This is a genomic window from Streptomyces sp. NPDC005791 (assembly GCF_042871485.1).
Lineage (GTDB): Bacteria > Actinomycetota > Actinomycetes > Streptomycetales > Streptomycetaceae > Streptomyces.
This window is the reverse complement of record NZ_JBIAIP010000005.1, coordinates 146,429-168,451: the sequence shown is the minus strand read 5'-3', so window position 1 is coordinate 168,451 and position 22,023 is coordinate 146,429. Positions and strand designations below refer to the sequence as shown.

The window sequence follows — 22,023 nt, the reverse complement described above, 5'->3', positions numbered from 1 at the left end:
GCAAGAAGACCCGCCGGACGTCCCCACCCCCCACGGGAAGGTCGTCCGGCGGGCCGGTCCATGTGTTCAGCCCACCGCCCGTGGGGCGATCGTCGCTGCGGTGGCGCCAGATTGTCAGAGAGACGGGTGCTACGGGGCATGATGGGCCCGGCGGGTTTACGCCGTGGCTGTTTCTCGCCATGGCGCACCCCGCCTGATGAGCGTGGGAACGCGCGAGCACCGATCCGGGGAGGGCCGAGGATGCTGTCAGCGATAGGTCTCGACGAGAGACAGGAAGCGGTCTACCGGGCACTGGTCGCCGCGGGAGCCGCGGAACTCCCCGATCTCGCGCGCCGGCTGACGCTGCCGGAGGCGGACACGGAACGCGCGCTGCGGCTCCTGGAACAGCAAGGGCTCGTGGCCCAGTCGTCGTCGCGGGCGGACCGCTGGGTCGCCGCGCCGCCCGGCGTCGCGCTGGGCGCGCTGCTCACCCAGCAACGCCATGAGCTCGAACAGGCGGAGCTGGCGTCCGTCCTCCTCACCGAGGAGTACCGGGCGGAGGCAGCCGAACCCGTGGTGCACGACCTGGTGGAGGTGGTCACGGGCGCGAGCGCGGTGGCCCACCGGTTCCACCAGTTGCAGCTGGGCGCCACGTCCGAGGTCTGTGCTCTGGTCACGGGGAAGCCGATCGCGGTGACCGGGATGGAGAACGAGTCCGAGGAGCGGGCGACGATGCGTGGGGTGACCTACCGCGTGGTCGTCGAGCGGGACGTGCTCTCGCTGCCGTCCGGGATCGTTGAGCTGTCGGCGGCGCTGGGCCGTGACGAGCAGTGCCGGGTGGTCGACCGCGTACCGACGAAACTGGTGCTCGCCGACGCCGCGCTGGCCATGGTGCCGCTGACCGGCCGGGGGGCCGAACCGGCCGCCTTGGTCATCCACGCCAGTGGGCTGCTGGAGTCACTGACGGGCCTCTTCGAGGCGGTGTGGCGCGATGCGATGCCGCTGCGGCTCGGCGTGAGCGGAATCAGCGAGGAGAACGGTCCAGGTGCGGATCCGACCGACCTGGAGATCCTCTCGCTGCTGCTGGCCGGTCTGACGGACGCCAGTGTGGCGAAGCAGCTGGACCTGGGTCTGCGGACGGTGCAGCGGCGGGTGAAGGGGCTCATGGAACTCACCGGGGTCTCGACCCGGCTGCAGCTGGGCTGGCACGCCTACGAACGCGGCTGGGTGGCCCGCGCCCCACGTTGACCGCCCCGGCCCGCTGCTCCCGGCCGGGGGCCGGGGCCCGCTGACGCGCGGGACCCGGCGTCCTCCGGCACGCTGGTCGAATGAGTGTGTGGCAGCTCGTTGCCGTCGGAGCGGTGATGCTGCTCGGCCTGATCGGCGTGCTGGTGCCGGGCGTGCCCGGGCAGGCGATCGTCTGGGCCGCGGTGTTGTGGTGGGCGCTGACGGACCCGACCCCGGTCGCCTGGGGCGTGCTGATCGGTGCGACGTGTCTGCTGCTGCTGAACCAGGCGCTGAAGGCGCTGCTGCCCTCCCGGCGCCCACACGAGTCGGGGGCGCCGCGCAGGACACTGATGGCCGGGGGCATCGCGGCCATCGCCGGTTTCTTCGTGATCCCGGTGGTGGGCGCCGTCCTGGGATATGTCGGCGCGGTCTACGGCGTCGAGCGCATGCGCCTCGGCAGCAGGGCGGCCGGCTGGACGTCGCTCAGATCCGTGATGCGGGCGACGGGGTACTCGGTGCTCCTGGAGCTCTTCTGCTGTCTTCTGGCGGTCGGGGCGTGGCTGGGCGCCGTCATCTGGGGCTGATGACCGCGGGGTGTCCGGGCGGCGGCAACCGCCCGGACACCTCAGGCCCGTTCCGCTAACGCGTCCTGCCCCGCTTCATCGCCATGGCCGCCCGGCCCTCCGCGCTCCTGCGCTTCCATTCGCGCAGGGTCTCGGTGCGCAGCCGGGCGTCCGTCTTCGCCGCGATGCGGTGGTTCTCCCGGAGCAGCTTGCGGTAGCTGTCGAGACGCCGCTCAGGCAGGGACCCGTCCTGGATCGCGCCGAGCACCGCGCAGCCGGGCTCGGCCTCGTGGGCGCAGTCGTGGAAGCGGCACTGCCGTGCCAGGTCCTCGATCTCGGAGAAGACCTGGCCGACTCCGGCCTCCGCGTCCCAGAGACCGACACCCCGCAGCCCGGGGGTGTCGATCAGGACACCACCGGCCGGCAGCACCAGGAGATTGCGCGTCGTGGTGGTGTGACGGCCCTTGCCGTCCACCTCCCGCGCCGCCTGCACGTCCATCACGTCCTCGCCGAGCAGTGCGTTGGCGAGCGTCGACTTACCGGCCCCGGAGGTCCCGAGCAGCACGCTCGTACCGCCGGCGACGATCGCGCCGAACACATCGATGCCCTCCCCCGTGGCGGAGCTGACAGGAAGCACCTGCACCCCGGGGGCGATGCCCTCGATGTCCGCGACGAGGTGGGACAGCGTGGTGGCGTCCGGCACGAGGTCGGCCTTGGTGAGCAGCACGAGCGGGTTCACCTCGTACGCCACCGAGCGGGCCCCCTCCCCGAGCAGAGCGGCACCGTCGGTGCTGGACATGGCAAGCGCCAGGAACCGTTCCAGCCGTCCGAGGTCGAGCTCGACGGCGAGCGAGACACAGATGACGATGTGATCGATGTTGGTGGCGAGCACCTGCCCTTCGGAGCGCTGCGAGGACGTCGAGCGCACGAAGGCGGTACGGCGGGGCAGAAGGCTACGGACGAACTGCGGGTCGCCGTCGGGGTCGACGGCCACCCAGTCGCCGGTGCAGACGATCCGCATCGGGTCGCGAGGCACCACGAACGCGGTGTCCGCCCGGAGAGTGCCGTCCGGGGTGACCACGTCGCACTGACCGCGGTCCACCCGCACCACGCGTCCCGGCAGGAGTCCCTGCGCGGCGTACGGGGCGTAGGCGTCGGCCCACGCGTCGTCCCAGCCGTACGGGGCCAGCGGGTGCGACGGGGTGAAAGCCTGAGAAATGGAGAAAGACAAGGGAAACCCTTCACAAGGGCGGCCCCGGCACCGCGCGCTAAGACGCGGAGAAAACACTTCATGGTCAGCCGGCGGCCACAGGAGTGGGAACGATGCTCTTCGGGTTGTGGGCAGCGCCCACCGCAACGACAGTCATCAATGTCCTCACCTCCTGTTTCCTGACTCGGCACACCCTAGCGGGAGGTGGCCGGGCGGCGTCAACGGCTTTTTGCCGACGCGACTACGTCCCGTCGCCCATGCCTTCGACCGAGGCCCGGGCACCGGGCACCAGGATGTTTGCGAGGAGCGGGTCGGACCCCGTGGGCGAGGCGGATGCCCGTTCGGTGCGCCTCGCGGCCTCTGCGGCCTCTTGCCATTCGGCGAGCAGGCGATCGTAGACAGGCGTATCGGAATCGGTGCGCCACGACGGTCTGCGGCTGTCGTACTGGTCCATGGGGATGCCCTACCCGCGGTGCCGTGATACGTAGCCCACGTTGCGTCAACCGGCTCAACGTGCGCTCGGCCGGTCGGCCCGAAGGACGACACGCCTGCTGAGGCCGGGTCGTCACGATTCGGGGGTGAGGGGAGGATCGTGGAGTGCAACCTCGATCGCCCCCACTCCCCTGGCGGCCCCATGCCTTCCGACATCAGCACGGAGGACGTCTCCGACCTGGTCATCAGGTTCTGCACGCACCGGCCGGTGACCGGCCCGCCGTACTGCGACGATGCCGGATCGCCGGGGCCGCGGTGCGACGGCCCGTCGTGCCCGCACCGAACCCTGGGGGCCGGCGGCCGCCCTGTGAGGGCCCGTTGAGCACGTATGAACAGACGGATGGCCGAGACCCGGTTCGCTCGGGTCTCGGCCATCCGTCTGTTCATACGTGCTGGGTCTCAGGCCCGGGGGCCACAGCATGGCCACCAGGGCCGGGGCCGGTTGCCGGGCTCAGCGCCCGACGGTGGGGGCGACGAACCCCTCCGGAGCGGGCGCCGAGTTGGAGCAGCCCACGGTCGGGCCGACCTCCGTCGTCCCGCCCTGGCCCACGCTGACACCGGGCTGGTAGACCGTCTCCCTGCTGACCGTCGTGCAGTCCTGCTTCTGCGAAAGGTGGTAAGTACCGTCCTCGCTGGTGTAGGAGGACTCGCTCTTCTGGACGCAGACGAGATTGCCGTGCGCGTCCGTGGAACAGTCGCCCTGAGGCGGTCCGGCGTACGCCTGGGTGACACCCAGCCCCGTCAGGGCAAGGCCGCCCATGAGCATCGAGGCGACCGCGATCTTCTTCCGACCGAACATGTGCTGTGTTCCTCCAGGATAAGAAAACGGGCCCGGCTTCCGGGCGCTTGGCTCGGAAACCGGGACCCGCTCTCAGGTGCTTACTCGACTACCGGGTGCTCAGAACGCGGAGTTGTCGCAGCCCTGGGTCGAACCCTGGTCGGTGGCCTGGGCACCGGGGTTGCCCTCGCCGTTGAGGAGGTTGCCGGCCAGGCCGTTGAGGACACCGACGTTGCCGAGAACGTCCACGTTCAGGTCGTGCGAGACACAGGACGCCGTCTGCGTGATGTCGAACTCCGGGCCCTCGCCGCCACCGGCGACTGCGGTGCCGGCACCGATGAACCCGACGCTGCCCATCATCGCAACGACGACGGCGGCCTTCTGAAGCTTGCGCATTTTTTCTTCTCCGCTTTTCTCAGGGGCACGCACCGTAGTGATGCGCGCACTCACGGTGATGACGTTACGACAGGGGCCCCATCGTCGCCAAACGACGCGCTGCACAACAGGGCGAAGACCACCATTCGGCCGAGCGCCCATCGCCATGCGCGCCGGCGGGTCGCAGCCGGCACAGCAAGACGGCGGGCCGCCCCCCGAGGGACAGCCCGCCGCCGACTGCGATCTACGGTCGATTACCGACCGGAACTCAGAACGCGGAGTTGTTGCAGCCCTGCGACGAACCCTGGGTGGTGCTCTGAGCGCCGGGGTTGCCCTCGCCGTTCAGGGCGTTGCCGAGCACACCGTTCAGGATGCCGACGTTGCCGAGGATGTCGATGTTCAGGTCGTGCGACTTGCAGGAGGTGCTCTGCGTGATGTCGAAGCTCGGGCCCTCGCCGGCGGAGGCGGTGCCGGCGCCGATGAAGCCGATGCTTCCGAGCATCGCCGCCACGACAGCAGCCTTCTGAAGCTTGCGCATTTCTTTTCTCCGTTTGACGTGTAAAACACGGTCCGCTGTTGGCCGCGTTCTTACAGTTACGAGATATTAGAGGGCAATGTTCTCGAAATCACCACGACGCACTGAGGCGATGACGATTCATTGACGATCTCTCGCCATGCAAAGCCAACTCCCCCAAGGGGGACAAGGATTCCGGATACTCGAGGTGCGCCCGACACCCCGGGCGAATGCACTCGTTCGGGCGATGTCGCCCGGCGTGTCGGCGACGGCGCCCTCCACCCGCCTTCACAGGTACGACACAAAGAAGCCGCCGCCACCGGGGGAGGAACCCGGGGGCGGCGGCGGATTGGACACGAGGTCGGCCTGGCGACCTCTCCCGCTCCCCACTGCAGTCGTCGTGCGGCATGTACCTGGAGTCGCCCAGGCACTCGATATCACTATCGAATGACACCCCGTACGAGAAGACCTGCAGGGAACGGTCCCGAATTCCGAACCGAACGTGGCGCACAGTCAACCGCTTCGCACGACAGCGGCCTTCGGCTGCGACGGTGACGCCTGGAATTCGGCGTGCGACGAACAAGTAAGTACCCTACGGAAGCGCTCCGCCGGGGTACTTCCTAGTACTGCGCGAGGCCCAGCTGCTCCACGGGCGCCGCGAGGGCGGCCTGCGCCCCTACCGGAGCCTGCCCCTCCAGCGGCGTCTGCACAACGGCCTGCGCCTCGACGGGCGCCGACATCGGACCCTGCTCCTGGACCGGGGCCGGAGCCTGGGCGGGACCCTGCTCCTGGACCGGGGCCTGGTACGGAGCCTGCTCCTCGACCGGAGCCTGGTACGGAGCCTGCTCCTGGACCGGGGCCTGCTCCTGGACCGGGGCCTGGACCGGAGCCGCAGCCGGCGCCTGGACCGGAGCCTGGGCGGGAGCCTGGGCGGGAGCCTGGGCGGGAGCCTGGGCGGGAGCCTGGGCGGGAGCCTGGGCGGGAGCCGCAGCCGGAGCCTGGACCGGAGCCTGGGCGGGAGCTGCGGCCGGCGCCTGGACCGGAGCCGCAGCCGGAGCCTGGACCGGAGCCGCAGCCGGAGCCTGGACCGGAGCCTGGGCGGGAGCTGCGGCCGGTGCCCCGGCGGGAGCCACGTCGGCGTCGATGACCGTCGTGTTCGTGTTCGCCTGGGTGTTCCACTCGTAGTTCGTGGAGCAGTCCATCTTGCTGCTGGAGGTCGATGCGATCGGGATGTGCAGGGCTTCCAGGCTGAAGCAGGACAGGATTTGACCGTTGTTCTCGAACTTGGGGCCGTCATCGGCCTGGGCCGAAGCCGCCCCGATCGCCAGCAGTGCTACGGCTGACAGGGACACAACGGCAGTTCGCTTTCCGAACACGGAGATGCCTTTCTTTTGCGTGCGTCAAACCTTCACGAATGGACTGGTGGGGCAAGAACGGTGCGACTGTACAAAAGTCTGGCTTTGCCCCTACGTACCACATCAATGAACGAGGTGAAATCGGACAGGTAATGCCGCTGAAAGGGTGATAGGCGACTGTGAGGCCCCGACCGCACTCGTGTGCGGAGGTCCATGGCCGGCTGTCGAACGGCGCCGGCCTGTCAGGCAACCAGGAGCACCTACACGTAACCCGTACGGGGGAATCCAAAATTTGCGACGTCTTCCGAGTTTCCCCGGCGGCACCCGCTCGTTATGACTGTCGTCCAGCGCACTTGAGATGACGGTCCGCCGAGGTCATGACCTCACACGCAACGGCACCACTCGTCACACACAGGCGTCACTTGCGGGTGCACCACCCGCGCGGAAATGTTGAGGAAGGCCCATTCAATGCGTCAAGTGTTGAACAAAAGCATGTTCGTCATGGCAGCGGCGTCCGGCATCCTGACCGCCGTCGGCGGATATGCCCACGCCGACGCCTCGGCCGAGGGTGCCGCCGTCAATTCGCCGGGCGTCGGCTCGGGCAACGTCGCCCAGGTACCGGTGCACATCCCGGTCAACGCCTGCGGCAACACCGTCAACGCGGCCGCACTGCTGAACCCCTCCTTCGGCAACGAATGCGCGAACATCGGCTCCGCCAAGGGCCACCACGATGAGGGCTCCGAGCAGAGCGACCATCAGGGCGAGGACCGCGGCATCCACAGCGAGGACGCCTACGACAGCGCGACCGAGGAAACGTCCGGCGAGAGCGACCGCGGTCACGCCGGCCCGAGCTCCGACGCCTACGGCGACGACGTCTACCAGGGTTACGGCGGGGCGAACGCCGAGGCTGTGGCCGCCGGCTCCCCCGGCGTGCTTTCCGGCAACGTCGTTCAGGCCCCGGTGCACATCCCCGTCAACGTCTGCGGCAACAGCGTCAACCTGATCGCTCTCCTCAACGTGGCTGCCGACAACGAGTGCGTCAACGAGAGCGGCCCGGTGGAGCCGCCTGCCGACGAGCCGAAGGTCGACGAGCCCCCGGCCGCCGCCGAGGAGCCGCCGGCCGACGAGCCGTCGGTCAGCGCTCCCGCGCCGAACGCCCCGAACGCCCCGGTCGCGCAGTTGGCGCACACCGGTGCAGGCGAGATCGGCCTGGCCGCCGGTGGGGCCGCAGCGCTGCTCCTGGGCGGTGCGGTGCTGATGCGCCGCACCCGCGCAGCGCGCAACTAGTTCCGCCGTCGTACAGAGGGCCGCCCGGTAGTGCTTGCACTGCCGGGCGGCCCTCTGTACGTACTACACCCGGGACAGGCCCGCCCGGTCCAGGTACGCGGCGATCGTGATCGTCTCCGCGGCGTCCAGGCGGCGCATCGGCGGGCTCATCACATTGGTCGCGATGACGCCGCGCAGCATCAGCGACGTCTTGAAGGCGTCCTGACCGGCCACGAGCTGGTGGTCGACGCGATGATGCTGAGCGGCGCCGATGGTTCCGGACGGCGAACCCCGGCAGGTCCCGCGCCCCGATGGCCAGTCGGCGGAACGAACCGCCGTGATCGGCCTCGACCTCGGCGGTACGAAGACTGGGCAGGGCCGGCTCAGGGATAGAAGTGCGTCAGCGACTCGGCGACGCAGGCCGGCTTCTCGGAACCTTCGAGCTCGAAGGTGAAGCCCCTCTTCATCTGTACGCCGCCCCGTGCGACCTCGCTCACCCCGATGACGGAGGCGTGCAGGCGGACGCGGCTGCCGACGGGGACGGGCGCCGGGTAGCGCACCCGGTCGACCCCGTAGTTGAGCGCGCGGCCCACGCCGCTCACCTGGAGCAGTTCACCGAACATCGGGACGCCCCAGCTCAGCACCATGTAGCCGTGGGCGATGGTGCGTCCGTACGGGCCGGCGGCGGCGCGTTCGAGGTCGGTGTGGATCCACTGGTGGTCCCCCGAGACGTACGCGTAGGTGTCGATCAGCTCCTGGGTGACCTCCTTCCACGCCGAGCGCCCGAGGTCGCGCCCGCCGAGGGTGAGGATCTCCGGGATGCCGTGCACGGTCAGGGGCATGGGCCGTACTCCGTTCTGCGTGTGCGGGCGGTCAGGCGGTGACGGGTGCGGAGCGGGAGGTGATGACCGGCTCGGCGGCCTGCTCGTCGTGGTTCGGGCGCTTGAGCAGGAGGAGCATGCAGCCCAGGGTCAGCGCCACCTGGAAGACGGCGTACGCGATGACGGCGGTGATGGAGCCGGTCCGGTTGAGCAGGAACTGGCCGACGATCGGGGTCGTCCCGCCGAGCAGGGTGCCGCAGAGCTGGTAGCAGAGCGAGATGCCGGTGTAGCGGAGATGGGCCGGGAAGCGGCTGGCGAGCATGCCGGCGAGAGCGGCGTAGTAGAGGCAGTGCGGGATCGTCGCGACGGCGACACCGAGCATCGCGAGGCCGTAGTTCTCGGTGCTGATGAGGACGAACATCACCGGCATCAGGATCAGTTCGGGGACCAGCATCACGGTCACCGCCCGGGACCAGCTCTTCATCCGGGTGGCGATGAGAGCGCCGAAGGGCTGGACGATGATCTGGGTGATGTTGGCGACGAGGATGATGGTCAGGAACGAACTGCGGTCGAAGTCCAGGGACGTGGTGGCCCAGGACAGGGCGAACGTCGACTTGAAGTAGGTCGCGGACAGGCCGATGGTGCAGGCGCCGATGCCGAGGACGATCAGCATGGGGTGGCTGCGCAGGACCTCGGTCAGCGGGAGCTTGACCACTTCCTTCTTCTCGATCAGCTTGGCCATGGCCGGGGATTCGGCGACCTTCAGGCGGACCAGCAGACCGACCATGACGAGTGCGGCGGAAGCGAGGAAGGGCACCCGCCAGCCCCAGGATACGAAGGCGTCGTCCGGCAACTGGCTGATGGCGAGGAAGCTCAGGGTGGAGAGGGTGTTGCCGACGGGCGAGCCCTGCTGGGCGAACGCCGCGTACAGCACGGACTTGCCCTTGGGCGCGTGCTCGGAGGCGATGAGGACGGACCCGCCCCACTCCCCGCCGAGGCCGATGCCCTGGATCATGCGGATGCAGACCAGCAGGATCGGGGCGGCGATGCCGATGGAGGCGTAGCCGGGCAGCAGACCGATCGCGGTGGTCGAGACGCCCATCATCAGCAGGGTGATGACGAGGGTCTTCTTGCGGCCGAGCCGGTCGCCGTAGTGGCCGAAGACGATGCCGCCGATGGGGCGGGCGAGGAAGCCGACCCAGAAGGTGGCGAAGGCGACCAGGGTGCCTATGGGGCCTTCGAGTTCGGGGAAGAACACCTTGTCGAAGACGAGCGCTGCCGCGGTGCCGTAGATGTAGAAGTCGAACCACTCGATGGTGGAGCCGATGAAGGCTCCGAATCCCGCGCGGTTGGCGGCTTTCGTTCGCTCGCGTGCGGTGGCGGTGGTCGCACTCATGGTGGCTCCCGGGAACATGGTGGAACAAGCGGATGGGGGCACGGCTGGCCGGGGCGTCGCCCGAGACACACCGGGTCGCGTGGTGGAGGGGGACGGAAGGAGGAGGGGGCTGTGGGGAGGGGTCAGGCGGTGATGCGCTCGAACACCGCGGCGAGGCCCTGGCCGCCGCCGATGCACATGGTCTCCAGGCCGTAGCGTGCCTCGCCGCGGTGCATCTCCCGGCTCAGCGTGGCCAGGATGCGGGCGCCGGTGGCGCCCACCGGGTGACCCAGCGAGACGCCGGATCCGTTGACGTTGATCCGCTGCTCGTGGTCCTTCTCGCCGAGCCCCAGCTTCCGGGTGCAGGCGAGGACCTGGGCGGCGAAGGCCTCGTTGATCTCGATCAGGTCGAGGTCGGCGAGGGTGAGACCGGCGCGGCCGAGGGCCGCGTGGGTGGCCGGGACGGGGCCGATGCCCATCGTCGCGGCGGGGACACCCGCGCGGGCGAAGGAGACCAGGCGGACGAGCGGGGTGAGCCCGAGCCGTTCAGCGGTGACGGCGTTGGTGACCAGGCAGGCCGCGGCCGCGTCGTTCTGTCCGCTGGCGTTGCCGGCGGTGACGGTGGCCTCGGGGTCGCTCTCGGCCATGATCGGCCGGAGTGCGGCGAGCTGTTCGGCGGTCGTGTCGGGACGGGGGTGCTCGTCGGCGGTGACGACCGTCTCGCCCTTCCTCGTGCGCACGGTCACGGGGACGGTCTCGGCGTCGTAGCGCCCCTCCCGCGCGGCGCGGGCGGCGCGGGCCTGGGAGCGCAGGGCGAGGGCGTCCTGGTCGGCGCGGCTGATCGCGTAGGCGCGGCGCAGGTTCTCGGCGGTCTCGATCATGCCGCCGGGTACGGGGTGGTGGACGCCGCCCGCGGTGACCCGACCCCGGGCCAGTGAGTCGTGGAGCTGGAGGCCGGGGCCCTTGATGCCCCAGCGTCCGTCGTGCGTGTAGTAGGGGGCGGCGCTCATGACGTCGACACCGCCCGCGATGACGACCTCGCTGAAGCCGGCCCGGATCTGCATGGCGGCGTCGAGGACGGCCTGCAGCCCGGAGCCGCAGCGGCGGTCGGTCTGGACGCCGGTGACGGTCTCGGGGAGTCCGGCGTCCAGGGCCGCGACACGGCCGATGGCCGGGGCCTCGGACGAGGGATAGGCGTGGCCGAGGATCACCTCGTCCACCCGGTCCGGGTCGATCCCCGTGCGGGCGACGACCTCGGCGATGACGCGCGCGGCGAGCGCGGCCGGGGTCTGCTGGGCGAACGCGCCGCCGAAACGCCCGATGGGGGTGCGCAGCGGCTCGCAGATGACGACATCGGTCCGGTCGGGCACGGCGGAACACCTTTCGGCGGGTACGAATGTGTGGGGCGACCTTCGCACTGGACCACTGAGTCGGTCCAATATCGAGTTCCCCGCCTTTCAAGACGCCACGCGTCTCAATCGGGGCTCACGGGGTCGGCAGGGCCTCCTCGGCGACCGCGAGCACCGCGCGCAGCGCGGCCGAGGGGTTGTCCGTGCGCCAGGCCAGTGCCGCCTGGCGCCGGACGGGCGGCCCCGCGAGGGGCCGGTAGACCAGCCCGTTCTGCTGGATGTGGCGGACGGAGGAGACCGTGAGCGTGACGCCCACCCCCGCGGCGACGAGGGCCAGGATCGTGTACGAGTCGGGGGCCTCCTGCACCACGCGCGGGTTGAAACCGGCGGCCTCGCACACCTGGACCATAGCGTCGCGCACCGTGGAGCCGGCGTTCGCGGGGAAGGAGACGAAGGGTTCGTCGGTGAGGATCGCGATCGGGATGCTCTCCAGCCGGGCGAGCGGATGATCGGAGGGCAGCGCGCAGAGCAGTTCCTCCTCGTCGATCACCCGGTGGGCCACCCCGGGCTGGGTGACCGGGAGCCGGACGAACCCCAGGTCGAGGGAGCCGTCGGCGACCCGGGACAGGGCGACGTTCGCATAGGTCTGCCCCTTCATGACCAGCTCGATCCCGGGGTGGGCGGCGCGCACGGCCCGGGTCAGCAGGGGCAGCGTCTCGTGACTGGACGCCCCCGCGAAGCCGATGGTGACCCGGCCGTACTCCCCGCGCCCGGCGGCCTTGGCGGCCCGTACCGCGAGATCGAGGTCGGCGAGCACGGTCCGTACGGGTTCGAGGAAGGACTCCCCCGCGCTGGTGAGCCGCACCGAACGGGTGTTGCGCTCGAAGAGTTGGACACCGAGCTCCTTCTCCAGCTGCCGGATCTGCTGGCTGAGCGGGGGCTGGGCCATCTGCAGGCGCTTGGCGGCGCGGCCGAAGTGCAGTTCCTCGGCGACAGCGGTGAACGCGGTCAGATGACGCAGTTCCATCAGGTCTCCACATTCATTAACTCTCGGTCTTGATGCGACCTTAATTCGGTATTGGACAGCAATCAATGACCACTGACACGGTGAGGGCGACCAGCACGCACTCGCCGAGGAGCACCGTGGAGCGGACGGATACGGCCGACGGGGCCGGAAAAGTCATGTCGATGAAGGAGGCCGTGGCCGCCTTCGTGCACGACGGGGCCACCGTCAGCCTCGAAGGGTTCACCCATCTCGTCCCCACGGCCGCCGGGCACGAGATCATCCGCCAGGGCCGCAAGGACCTCACCGTCGTACGGATGACGGCCGACATCGTGGTGGACCAGATGCTCGCCGCGGGCTGTGTGTCGCGACTGGTCTCCTCCTTCGTGGGCAACTCGTCCGCCGGCTCGCTCGGTGAGCTGCGGCGCAGGATCGAGCGCGCCGACCCTGCCCCGCTGTTCTTCGAGGAGTACAGCCACTACGGGATGGTCTGCCGCTACCTCGCAGGCTCCCAGCGGCTGCCGTTCTACCCGCTGCGCAGCTACGGCGGCAGCGATCTGCCGTCCGTCAACAGCGATCTGCGCAAGGTGACGTCGCCGTACCCGGGACCCGGCGGGGAGCAGGAGCAGATCTACGTCGTGCCGCCCGTGAACCCGGACGTGACGATCATCCACGCCCAGCGGGCCGACCGCCGGGGGAACACCCAGATCTGGGGGCTGACCGGCATCCAGGCCGAGGCGGTGTACGCGGCGGACAAGGCGATCGTGGTCGTCGAGGAGGTCGTCGGGGGCGAGGTGGTCCGCTCGGACCCCAACCGCACGCTCGTCCCCTCCCACGCGGTGGACGCCGTCGTCGTCTGCCCGCGCGGCGCGCACCCCTCCTTCGCGCAGGGCTACTACGACCGCGACAACGCCTTCTACCGCGCCTGGTCGCACATCAGCAAGGACCCGGAGCGGCTGCGGGCGTGGCTGGACGAGTGGGTGTACGCAACGGCCGACCACGCCGAGTACGTCGACAAGCTGGGCGAGGACTTCTGGGCCGGCCTCGCGGTGGGCGAAGCGCTCAGCGAACCGGTGAACTACGGGCGGCGAATGTGAACGCGCCGCAGGAGAAGGGACGCGAGATGACCCCGACCGCACCGCGGACCGTCACCTCGTCCGAGCTGCTCTCCGTCGTCGCCTCCCGCGAACTGGCCTCACGGCGCACGGTGTTCGCCGGCATCGGGTTGCCGACACTCGCCACCGAGCTGGCCCGGCTGACGGTGGCGCCGCAGATCGAGGTGGTCTACGAGTCCGGGGTGTGCGGGGCGCATCCGTCGCATCTGCCGGAAACCATCGCCGACGCCGTACTCATCTCGGGTGCGGAGGCCGTGTTGTCGATGCCGGCGCTGTTCGGCTGCGTGCTCCAGGGCGGCCACATCGACGTGGGCTTCCTGGGCGCCGCGCAGATCGACCGATGGGGCAACCTCAACACCTCCGTCATCGGCGACTGGGAGAGCCCCACCGTGCGGCTCCCCGGTTCCGGCGGGGCCGTCGAGGTGATGGCCAACTCGCACGAGGTCTTCGTGGTGATGCGCCGTCACGACCTTCGCTCCTTCACCGGGACCCTGGACTTCTGCACCACCCCGGGCCCGGACCGGGCGCTCGCCGAGGGCATCCGGCCACTGGGCGCGGGAGTCACCCGGGTCATCACCGAACTGGGCATACTGGCGCGGGCCGGGGTCGGTGAGGAGCTGACGCTGATCGCGGTCCACCCGGGTGTCACGGTCGAGCAGGTCCGGGAGGCGACCGGCTGGGACCTGAAGGTGTCCGACACGGTCGGGACCGTGGCCCCGCCCACCGGGGCGGAGCTGCGGCTCCTCCGGGAGGACGTCGACCCCGGGCGCGTCTATCTTCGCTGAGAGCACTACCGCATCCCCATCCGAGAGGACCGTAACTGCCATGCGTATCAGGATCGTCGGCGCCGGCGCCATGGGCCGCGGTATCGCCCAGTGGGCGGCGGCGGGCGGACACACCGTCGAGCTGTGCGACGTCCGGCCGGAGGCGGTGACGGCGGCCGTGGACTTCGTACGGTCCATGCTGGAACGCGCTGTCCACAAGGGCCGGATGTCCGCCGACGACATGGCCGCGGCCGTGGAGCGGCTGGTGCCGCTGGACGACCCGTGGGCGCAGGGCCCGGAGGTCGGGCTGGTCATCGAAGCCGTACGGGAGGACCTGGACACCAAGGCCGAGGTCTTCGGAAAGCTGGAGCAGGCGCTGCCGGAGTCCGCGGTCTTCGCGACCAACACCTCGTCCTTGTCGGTGACCCGGATCGCCGCCTCGCTCCGGGACCCGGGGCGGCTCGCGGGGCTGCACTTCTTCAACCCCGTGCCGCTGATGAAGATCGTCGAGGTCGTGCCGGGTGCCGCCACCCGGCGGGATGTCCCGCCGGCTCTCACCGCGCTGGTCGAGAGCTGCGGCCACCGCGCGGTCACCGTCGCCGACACCCCCGGTTTCCTGGTCAACCACGCCGGGCGGGGGCTGGTGACCGAAGCGCTGGCGCTGCTCGAGGAGACCGTGGCGGACCCTGCCGGTATCGACCGGATCGCCCGGGACGTCCTGGGGCTGCGGATGGGCCCGTTCGAGCTGATGGACCTCACCGGGCTCGACGTCACGGCCGCCGTGATCGACTCGATCTGGGAGGGGTTCCGCCACGAGGACCGGCTCCGGCCCTCCTACCTCACGCCGAACCGGGTGACCGCGGGCCTGCACGGTCGCAAGACCGGGGAGGGCTGGTTCACGTACGGCCCCGACGCGTCCGCCCCCGCGCCGGAGCCGCCGGTGACCGGTGACGCGGACCGGCCGGTGTTCGTCGCGGGTGGCGAGGGCGCCGAAGAACTGCGGACCGCGCTGACCGCCGCCGGGGCCACGGTCGGGAGCGGCCCGGCGCCCACCGGGGACGCCCTGGTGCTCGTCCCGGTCTGGGGTACGACGGTGGCGTCCTCCGTCGCCTCGCTGGGGCTGCCCGCCGCACGCTCCTTCGGCGTCGACCCGCTGCCCCCGGCCGGTCGCCGCCGGGTCCTCGCGGTCACCCCCGCGGCCGACCCGGCCGACGCGCGGGACGCCCGCGCGGTCCTGACCCGCGCGGCGGACGGCGAGGAGCCCTACGCGGTGTCCGTGGTGCGGGACACCGCGGGTTCGGTGGCCCAGCGGCTGCTGGCCTCGGTGGTGTCCGTCGCCACGTCGATCGCCGAGCGCGCCCTGGCCACCCCGGTGGACATCGACCTCGCCGTGACGACGGGCCTCGGCTACCCGGCGGGTCCGCTGGCCTGGGGTGACCGGATCGGCGCCGCGCGGATGCTGGAACTGCAGCGGGCCCTGCACGCCACGACGGGCGACCCCCGCCACCGGCCGACGCGCTGGCTCACCGAGCGCGCCCAGCTGGGACTGCCGCTGACGGACCCGGGGACCTCGCCCGCCGACTGCGTGTAGCAGCGACCCGTGCCGGAGGCCGTGACCGTTTCGTACAAGACCCGGCCACGGCCTCCGGCATACGGTCGTCCCATGACTCCACGACTCGACGCGATCTCCGTCGTCACCGCTGACCTGGCCGCATCGCTCGCCTTCTACCGCAGGCTCGGGCTCGACATCCCCGCCGGCGCCGAATCGGCGCCCCACGTCGAAGTCACCCTGCCCGGCGGGCGGCGCCTGCTGTGGGACACCGAAGACGTCATCCGCTCGTTCGACCCCGACTGGACGAGGCCGAAGGGCGGCGAGCGCCTCGGGCTGGCCTTCCTCTGCGACAGCCCGGCGGAGGTGGACGCGGTGTACGCCGATCTGACCGGAGCCGGGCATCAGGGCCATCTCGAGCCGTGGGACGCCGTCTGGGGGCAGCGTTACGCGGTCGTCCTGGACCCGGACGGCTGCGGGGTCTCGCTGTTCGCCGCCAACCCGTCATGACCCGTCGCGGCCAGATGGCCGCCGAGCGTCGTCCCGGCCAGGTCCCGCATCTCCCGGGCCAGATGCGCCTGGTCGGTACAGCCCGCGGCGTACGCGGCCTCGGCGTACGGCGTGCCCGTGCGTACGAGGTCCAGGGCACGCTGCAGCCTCAGGACCCTGGCCAGCGTCTTGGGGCCGTAGCCGAACGCGGCCAGTGAGCGGCGGTGCAGCTGTCGGGCCCCCAGCCCGACGGCGTGCGCGGTGGCGGCGACGGAGCACCCCTGCCGCAGTCGTGCGGCGACGGCCACCGTGAGCGGGTCCGCCGGTCCGGTACGGGCCGCCCTTCGCAGGGCGATGCCCTCCAGCACGGCAGCGGGTTCATCGGCCGCGGCGATCCGCTCGGTGAGCCCGCGGACCTCCCGGCCCGGCCAGAGCGCGTCGAGCGCGACCCGCCGGTCGCGCAGCTCGTGCGCGGGGACGCCCAGGAGCGCCGGCGCGGTACCGGGTGCGAAACGGATGCCCACGCAACTGCCGGAGAGGGCGGCGGCCGGGGTGAAGGCGCGGGTGTCGGGGCCCGCCACCAACAGCCGGCCGCCCACCCAGAGCAGGTCCATGCAACCGTCCGGCAGGACCGGCCGTCCGGGCCCACGCGGCCCGTCCCACGCCCACAGGACCGCGCCGGCGAAGCGTGATGTCCGCTCCTCGTACCGTGCGCCCATGGTCACAGGCTATCGGGGCGGTCTCGTCAGGGCGCGTCCTTGTCCCGGTTCCCGTGCAGCCGGGACACGACGTCGTCCGGTGGCAGGAAGCGCGACCAGCGCTCCGGGAATTCGGAGGGCATGGACACGTCGTCCTCGTCGTCGGCGTACGCCTCCCAGTGCGCGGCCTGGGCGCGGGCCACGAGCTCCGCGGCCTGCGCCGCCCTGAGCCGGTCGCTGGCCTCCCGGGCCGCCGCCGTGGCCAGCGAGGGCCAGACGCGGTCGATCGCCGCGTTGACCGCGGCACCGACGAGCACGGCGAAGGCCGAGATGCCTATCCAGAGCAGGACGGCGATGGGCGCGGCCAACGAGCCGTAGATGGTGGGACCTTCGACGGTGCTGGTGAGGTAGATCCGCAGCAGGAAGCTGCCCAGCACCCACATCCCGAGAGCCATGAGTGCCCCCGGGACGTCCTCGATCCACGGTGAGCGGACGGGGACGGACACGTGGTACAGCGTCGTCAGGAAGGCGATGGACAGCACGATGACCAGCGGCCAGTAGAGGACGGCCAGGACCTCGGTGCCCCACGGGACGAACTCCACCACCCGGTCGGGGCCGACCACCAGCAGCGGAAGCACCACGGCGCCCAGCAGCAGCGCGACCACGTACAGCAGGAAGGCCAGGAGCCGGGTCTTGACGATGCCGCGGTGTCCGTCGAGGCCGTACATCACGGTGATGGTGTCGATGAAGACGTTCACCGCGCGTGAGCCCGACCACAGGGCGATCGCGAAACCGAGGGAGATGACGTCGGGGCGCGCGCCCGTGGTGACGTCGGCCATGAGCGGTTTCGCGATGTCGTTGACGCCCCGCTCGGACAGCACCGTCTCCACCGCGCCCAGGATGTTGCGCTCGATGGAGGCGACCGTGGTGGTCGACGTCCAGTCGTCGACGTAGCCGAGCAGCCCGATCAGGCCGAGCAACAGCGGCGGCAGGGACAGCAGGGTGAAGAACGCCGCCTCGGCCGCGAGGCCGAGGATGCGGTACTCGATGCACGAATTGACCGTGTCCTTGAGCAACTGCCATGCCATCTGCCGCTTCGACACGTTGCGGTAGAGGACGCGAGCCCGGTGGAGCCGACCCGGTGGCCGCTCGGGTGTTTCATTTGCTGCCTGCACCTCCTTACCGTATCGGCATGGCACCTAGCACCCACACAGTGACCAACCAGGTTCCGCCGCTGGTCGGCTATGACGTCTACGCCGGTGACCGGGCACTGACGGAGGCCGTCGAGCGGCATCTCGCGCCCACGGTCCTGGAGGAGGCCCGGGGGGAACTCGGCACACTGGGCCGGTCCGCCGGTTCCGCCCAGGCCCAGGCATGGGGTGCGCAGGCGAACGAGAACCCGCCGAAGCTGCGCACGCACGACCGCTACGGGCACCGTCTCGACGAAGTCGAGTTCCACCCGTCCTGGCACCGGTTGCTGGGGCACGCGGTCTCGGCCGGTCTGACCGACGCCTGGGGCAGGCCGGGCGGGCACGTCCGCCGGGCGGCCGGCTTCCTGGTCTGGACGCAGGCCGAAGCCGGCCACGGATGCCCCCTGTCGATGACGCACGCCGCGGTCCCCGCGCTGCGGACCGATCCGGCGCTGGCCGCCGAATGGGAGCCGCTGCTCACCTCGCACGTGTACGAGGAGGAACTGCGCCCGGCGTCGCAGAAGACCGGTGTGCTCTTCGGGATGGGCATGACGGAGAAGCAGGGCGGCACCGACGTGCGGTCCAACACCACCCGGGCCGAGCCGCTGGCCGGCGACGGGGAGTACCTCCTCACGGGCCACAAGTGGTTCTGCTCGGCTCCCATGTCCGACGGTTTCCTGGTACTGGCGCAGGCGCCCGGAGGGCTGAGCTGCTTCCTCGTGCCACGGATCCTGCCGGACGGGGCACGCAACGTGTTCGCGATCCAGCGCCTCAAGGACAAACTGGGCAACAGGTCCAACGCCTCCGGCGAGGTCGAGTTCGACGGGACGTGGGCCCGCCTGGTCGGCGAGGAGGGACGGGGGGTGCGCACCATCATCGAGATGGTGGCGGCGACCCGGCTGGACTGCGTGATCGGTTCGGCGGCGCTGATGCGCCAGGCGGTGGCGCAGGCGATCCACCACAGCGCCCACCGCAGCGCGTTCGGCGGGCTGCTGATCGAGAAGCCGCTGATGCGCAACGTACTGGCCGACCTGGCCCTGGAGTCGGAGGCGGCGACGACGCTCGGGCTGCGGCTGGCCGCGGCGTACGACGCGGACACGGAGGAGGAGCGGGCCTTCCTGCGGATCGCGGTGCCGGCCGCCAAGTACTGGGTGACGAAGCGGTGCGCCGCAGTGGTCGGTGAGGCCCTGGAGTGCCTGGGCGGCAACGGTTACGTCGAGGAGTCCGGGATGCCCCGGCTGCTCCGCGAGGCCCCGCTCAATTCGATCTGGGAAGGCTCGGGCAACGTACAGGCGCTGGATGTGCTGCGGGCGTTGCAGCGTGAGCCGCAGGCGCTCAACGCCTTCCTCACCGAGGTCGGGAAGGCGCGCGGCGCCGACCACCGGCTCGACGCCGCGATCAAGGACCTGCTGACGGAGCTGGCGGATCTGGAGGCCGTCGAGGCGCGTGCCAGGCGGCTGGTCGAGCGGATGGCCCTGGTGCTTCAGGGTTCACTGCTGTTGCGCTGGGCGCCGCCGGAGGTCGGGGACGCGTTCTGCGCCTCCCGACTGGGCGGGGACTGGGGTACGGCCTTCGGGACGCTGCCGCACAGTCTCGACCTGGCGTCGGTCGTGGAGCGGGCGCGGGTGCAGGAAGGCTGAGGCGTGCGAACGACGGAGGGTGGTGCTGCGCCGACACGGCACCACCCTCCACGCTTCTTCACCACCGCCCGGCGGGTCGGGGACCTCCCGTGCGGTGTCACGGCCACTCTCGTACGGTCCGGGGGCGGTCAACAGAGTTGCAAGGGGTTGCACCCATTGCGTGGAGCGTGAGCCAACGGGACCCTTGCACGGCAGGATGAGCCCTTTGGGCCGGGTTTCTCTGTGCCGGACCGGGCCCACGCTTTGTTGGGGGGACCCTCATGGAATCAGTTCCTGCCGCGCGGGCGCGGCCGGAGGCCTCGTACTCGGCGGTGACCGAGCGCCTGGTCCACCGGGCGCGTGAGGCCCGGCTGACGGGCGGGCGTGCCGGGACGCTCCCGCGCGCGGAGATCGACGCGTCCTGGGACCGTGTGCTGCGCAGTGGGGTGGATCCCGAGCAGTCGCCTGAGAGCAGGCTGCTGGAGACGGAAGAGATCGAGCACCGGCGCAGCAGCACCGGGCTCGGTGAGGTCATGCCCCTGCTGCGTGAAGGGCTGGCGACGATCGCCGACGCGGCGCAGCAGATCATGGTCGTCTGCGACACCGAGGGCCGTGTCCTGTGGCGTCAGGGCCATGCTGCGGTGATGCGCCGGGCCAAGGACATATGTCTCGAGGAGGGTGCCGCGTGGGCGGAGTCGGCCACGGGGACGAACGCCATCGGTACCGCGCTCGCCACGCGCGCACCCGTCCAGGTCCACTCCGCCGAGCACTTCGTCCGCGCCCTGCACGGCTGGACCTGCGCGGCGGCCCCGGTGCGCGACCCACGGGACGGCCGTCTGATGGGCATCGTCGACATCAGCGGGCCCGCCCACACCTTCCATCCGGCGACGCTGGCGCTGGTGGGTTCGGTGGCGGCTCTGGCGGAGAGCGAGCTGCGCGACCGGCACCTGGTGGCGATCGAGCGGTTGCGGTCGGTGGCCGCCCCGCTCCTGTGCCGGCTGGGTGGCCGTGCGCTGGTGGTGGACAGCCACGGCTGGCTGGCCGCCGTCAGCGGGATGCCGCCGGTGGACCGGCTCCCGCTCCCGAAGCACCTGGAACCGGGCACGGTGTGGCTGGCCTCGCTCGGCATGTGCCGGGTGGAGCCGCTGCCCGGCGGCTGGCTGGTGCAGATCACGGAGGGTGTGCACGACCGCGTCCCGCGCCGGGTGGTGCTCGACCTCAGCCGGGAGCGGGGGCTCGCGGTGCATGTGACGGGTGCGGTGGGCAGCTGGACGTGCCGGCTCTCGCCCCGCCACGCGGAGCTGCTGTACGCGTTGGCCCTGCGCCCGGAGGGGCGCACCGCGGCGGAGCTGGCCGATGACGTCTTCGGTGACGCGACCAGGACGGTGACGGTGCGGGCCGAGATTTCGCGGATGCGCCGTCATCTCGCGGAGGTACTGGCGCACCGGCCGTACCGCTTCGGCGAGGACGTCGAGGTGGAGGTGGTCCTGCCGGACGTGCCGGCCGATCTGCTGCCCCGCTCGACCGCTCCGGTGGTACTCAGGGCGCGTACGGCGGCGGGGGTGGCCTGAGGGTTTTTGGGCGCCGGGCCCGGGCCGTGGTTCTCTGACCGCCATGAGCAATGCCACGCACTCCGCCGCTTCCCCTCTCCCCGACACCCCCCTCGCCGACGTGACCGTCTGGTACCTGGAGCAGACGTCGCCCGGTGACCTGAGGCCGACCGCGGCCCCGGAGGGCCCGGTCACGGTCGTACGGTCGGAGACGGCGCTCCCGGAGTTCAGCCGCTTCCTGTACACGGCGGTGGGCGGGGACGTCCGGTGGACCGACCGGCTGGACTACACGTACGCGCGGTGGCGGGAGCTCCTGGAGCGGCCGGGCGTCGAGACGTGGGTGGCGTACGAGAACGGGACCCCGGCGGGGTTCATCGAGCTCGGCCCGCACGAGGACGGTGCCGTCGAGATCGTCTACTTCGGTCTGATCCCTTCCTTCCGGGGCCGCCGGATCGGTGGTCACCTGCTGTCCTACGGTGCGGCGCGTGCCTGGGACCTCGCCGAGCGCCATCAGGAGCTGACCCCCACCAGGAGGGTCTGGCTGCACACCTGCTCCGACGACGGCCCGCATGCGAGGGACAACTATCTGCGGCGGGGTTTCCGGTTGTACGACACCAGGGTCGAGCGGGAACCCGAGGTCGCCCAGCCCGGCCCGTGGCCGGGTGCGCACGCCTGACACGCCCCCTTCCTGTCGCTTTGTCGACAGGCGGAGGGTGACCGACACCACAGCGTCTCACTTTTC

Annotated in this window: 22 protein-coding genes and 1 pseudogene; 10 read left to right on the top strand and 13 right to left on the bottom strand. The window is 70.9% G+C overall.

The window, feature by feature from the left end:
- Window positions 1–240: 240 nt before the first annotated feature.
- Both ACFYSH_RS12340 and ACFYSH_RS12335 read left to right on the top strand, forming a co-directional pair.
- A complete protein-coding gene (locus ACFYSH_RS12340) occupies window positions 241–1,227 on the top strand; it encodes a helix-turn-helix domain-containing protein (RefSeq protein ID WP_388752152.1) in 987 nt (328 codons plus the stop codon).
- 80 nt (window positions 1,228–1,307) lie between these two features.
- Window positions 1,308–1,790, top strand: a complete 483-nt coding sequence (locus ACFYSH_RS12335; protein ID WP_359468115.1) for a DUF456 domain-containing protein — start codon at window positions 1,308–1,310, stop codon at window positions 1,788–1,790.
- Window positions 1,791–1,845: 55 nt separating this feature from the next.
- Here the strand turns inward: ACFYSH_RS12335 and rsgA are convergent, their stop codons facing one another.
- The 6 genes from rsgA to ACFYSH_RS12305 form a co-directional block, all read right to left on the bottom strand.
- Window positions 1,846–3,000, bottom strand: a complete 1,155-nt coding sequence (gene rsgA, locus ACFYSH_RS12330; protein WP_359468118.1) for a ribosome small subunit-dependent GTPase A — start codon at window positions 2,998–3,000, stop codon at window positions 1,846–1,848.
- Between the two features lie 220 nt (window positions 3,001–3,220).
- Window positions 3,221–3,433, bottom strand: coding sequence for a hypothetical protein (locus ACFYSH_RS12325; protein WP_359468121.1), 213 nt, complete (start codon window positions 3,431–3,433; stop codon window positions 3,221–3,223).
- A gap of 489 nt (window positions 3,434–3,922) precedes the next feature.
- Window positions 3,923–4,270 (bottom strand): hypothetical protein, encoded by a 348-nt coding sequence (locus ACFYSH_RS12320; RefSeq protein ID WP_359468124.1) that lies wholly within the window; start codon window positions 4,268–4,270, stop codon window positions 3,923–3,925.
- A gap of 99 nt (window positions 4,271–4,369) precedes the next feature.
- Window positions 4,370–4,645, bottom strand: coding sequence for a hypothetical protein (locus ACFYSH_RS12315; RefSeq protein WP_359468126.1), 276 nt, complete (start codon window positions 4,643–4,645; stop codon window positions 4,370–4,372).
- 247 nt (window positions 4,646–4,892) lie between these two features.
- On the bottom strand, window positions 4,893–5,162 hold the full coding sequence (locus ACFYSH_RS12310; RefSeq protein ID WP_359468129.1) for a hypothetical protein: 270 nt from the start codon (window positions 5,160–5,162) through the stop codon (window positions 4,893–4,895).
- A gap of 596 nt (window positions 5,163–5,758) precedes the next feature.
- On the bottom strand, window positions 5,759–6,490 hold the full coding sequence (locus ACFYSH_RS12305; RefSeq protein ID WP_388752149.1) for a hypothetical protein: 732 nt from the start codon (window positions 6,488–6,490) through the stop codon (window positions 5,759–5,761).
- A gap of 471 nt (window positions 6,491–6,961) precedes the next feature.
- Between ACFYSH_RS12305 and ACFYSH_RS12300 the strand changes: the two genes are divergently transcribed.
- Window positions 6,962–7,780: a chaplin gene (locus ACFYSH_RS12300; protein WP_359468133.1), complete on the top strand. Its 819-nt coding sequence runs from the start codon at window positions 6,962–6,964 to the stop codon at window positions 7,778–7,780.
- Between the two features lie 63 nt (window positions 7,781–7,843).
- On the opposite strand, the pseudogene ACFYSH_RS12295 reads toward ACFYSH_RS12300, so the two are convergent.
- The 5 genes and pseudogenes from ACFYSH_RS12295 to ACFYSH_RS12275 all read right to left on the bottom strand — a co-directional run.
- Window positions 7,844–7,990 (bottom strand): annotated as a pseudogene (locus ACFYSH_RS12295) (dihydrodipicolinate synthase family protein); the annotation flags it as partial.
- 152 nt (window positions 7,991–8,142) lie between these two features.
- Window positions 8,143–8,601, bottom strand: a complete 459-nt coding sequence (locus ACFYSH_RS12290; protein WP_359468135.1) for a MaoC family dehydratase — start codon at window positions 8,599–8,601, stop codon at window positions 8,143–8,145.
- 31 nt (window positions 8,602–8,632) lie between these two features.
- Window positions 8,633–9,976 carry an MFS transporter gene (locus tag ACFYSH_RS12285; RefSeq protein WP_388752146.1) on the bottom strand — a complete coding sequence of 448 codons (1,344 nt, stop codon included), beginning with the start codon at window positions 9,974–9,976 and terminating at the stop codon, window positions 8,633–8,635.
- Between the two features lie 122 nt (window positions 9,977–10,098).
- The gene (locus ACFYSH_RS12280; protein ID WP_388752144.1) at window positions 10,099–11,325 is read right to left on the bottom strand and encodes an acetyl-CoA C-acetyltransferase; all 1,227 of its coding nucleotides are present in this window, start codon (window positions 11,323–11,325) and stop codon (window positions 10,099–10,101) included.
- Between the two features lie 115 nt (window positions 11,326–11,440).
- The gene (locus ACFYSH_RS12275) at window positions 11,441–12,331 is read right to left on the bottom strand and encodes a LysR family transcriptional regulator (RefSeq protein ID WP_359468141.1); all 891 of its coding nucleotides are present in this window, start codon (window positions 12,329–12,331) and stop codon (window positions 11,441–11,443) included.
- A gap of 155 nt (window positions 12,332–12,486) precedes the next feature.
- Between ACFYSH_RS12275 and ACFYSH_RS12270 the strand changes: the two genes are divergently transcribed.
- The 4 genes from ACFYSH_RS12270 to ACFYSH_RS12255 all read left to right on the top strand — a co-directional run bounded on the left by ACFYSH_RS12270 (window position 12,487) and on the right by ACFYSH_RS12255 (window position 16,245).
- Window positions 12,487–13,404, top strand: a complete 918-nt coding sequence (locus ACFYSH_RS12270) for a CoA-transferase (protein WP_359468282.1) — start codon at window positions 12,487–12,489, stop codon at window positions 13,402–13,404.
- A gap of 26 nt (window positions 13,405–13,430) precedes the next feature.
- The gene (locus tag ACFYSH_RS12265; RefSeq protein ID WP_359468144.1) at window positions 13,431–14,207 is read left to right on the top strand and encodes a CoA-transferase; all 777 of its coding nucleotides are present in this window, start codon (window positions 13,431–13,433) and stop codon (window positions 14,205–14,207) included.
- 40 nt (window positions 14,208–14,247) lie between these two features.
- Window positions 14,248–15,777: a 3-hydroxyacyl-CoA dehydrogenase gene (locus tag ACFYSH_RS12260; protein ID WP_388752143.1), complete on the top strand. Its 1,530-nt coding sequence runs from the start codon at window positions 14,248–14,250 to the stop codon at window positions 15,775–15,777.
- A gap of 72 nt (window positions 15,778–15,849) precedes the next feature.
- Window positions 15,850–16,245, top strand: a complete 396-nt coding sequence (locus ACFYSH_RS12255; RefSeq protein ID WP_359468148.1) for a VOC family protein — start codon at window positions 15,850–15,852, stop codon at window positions 16,243–16,245.
- Here ACFYSH_RS12255 and ACFYSH_RS12250 read toward each other — a convergent pair.
- Entirely contained in the window at window positions 16,182–16,943 is a 762-nt protein-coding gene (locus tag ACFYSH_RS12250) for a DUF6597 domain-containing transcriptional factor (RefSeq protein ID WP_388752142.1), read from the bottom strand. The two genes, ACFYSH_RS12255 and ACFYSH_RS12250, sit on opposite strands and share 64 nt — an antisense overlap.
- A 26-nt stretch (window positions 16,944–16,969) precedes the next feature.
- On the bottom strand, window positions 16,970–18,097 hold the full coding sequence (locus tag ACFYSH_RS12245) for a YihY/virulence factor BrkB family protein (protein ID WP_359468153.1): 1,128 nt from the start codon (window positions 18,095–18,097) through the stop codon (window positions 16,970–16,972).
- Window positions 18,098–18,114: 17 nt separating this feature from the next.
- On the opposite strand from ACFYSH_RS12245, the gene ACFYSH_RS12240 reads away from it, so the two are divergent.
- The 3 genes from ACFYSH_RS12240 (at window position 18,115) to ACFYSH_RS12230 (ending at window position 21,957) form a co-directional block, all read left to right on the top strand.
- Window positions 18,115–19,752 (top strand): acyl-CoA dehydrogenase family protein, encoded by a 1,638-nt coding sequence (locus ACFYSH_RS12240; protein WP_359468156.1) that lies wholly within the window; start codon window positions 18,115–18,117, stop codon window positions 19,750–19,752.
- Between the two features lie 260 nt (window positions 19,753–20,012).
- The gene (locus ACFYSH_RS12235; RefSeq protein ID WP_388752139.1) at window positions 20,013–21,302 is read left to right on the top strand and encodes a GAF domain-containing protein; all 1,290 of its coding nucleotides are present in this window, start codon (window positions 20,013–20,015) and stop codon (window positions 21,300–21,302) included.
- A 43-nt stretch (window positions 21,303–21,345) separates the two neighbouring features.
- Window positions 21,346–21,957: a GNAT family N-acetyltransferase gene (locus ACFYSH_RS12230; protein WP_388752137.1), complete on the top strand. Its 612-nt coding sequence runs from the start codon at window positions 21,346–21,348 to the stop codon at window positions 21,955–21,957.
- Window positions 21,958–22,023: the final 66 nt, after the last annotated feature.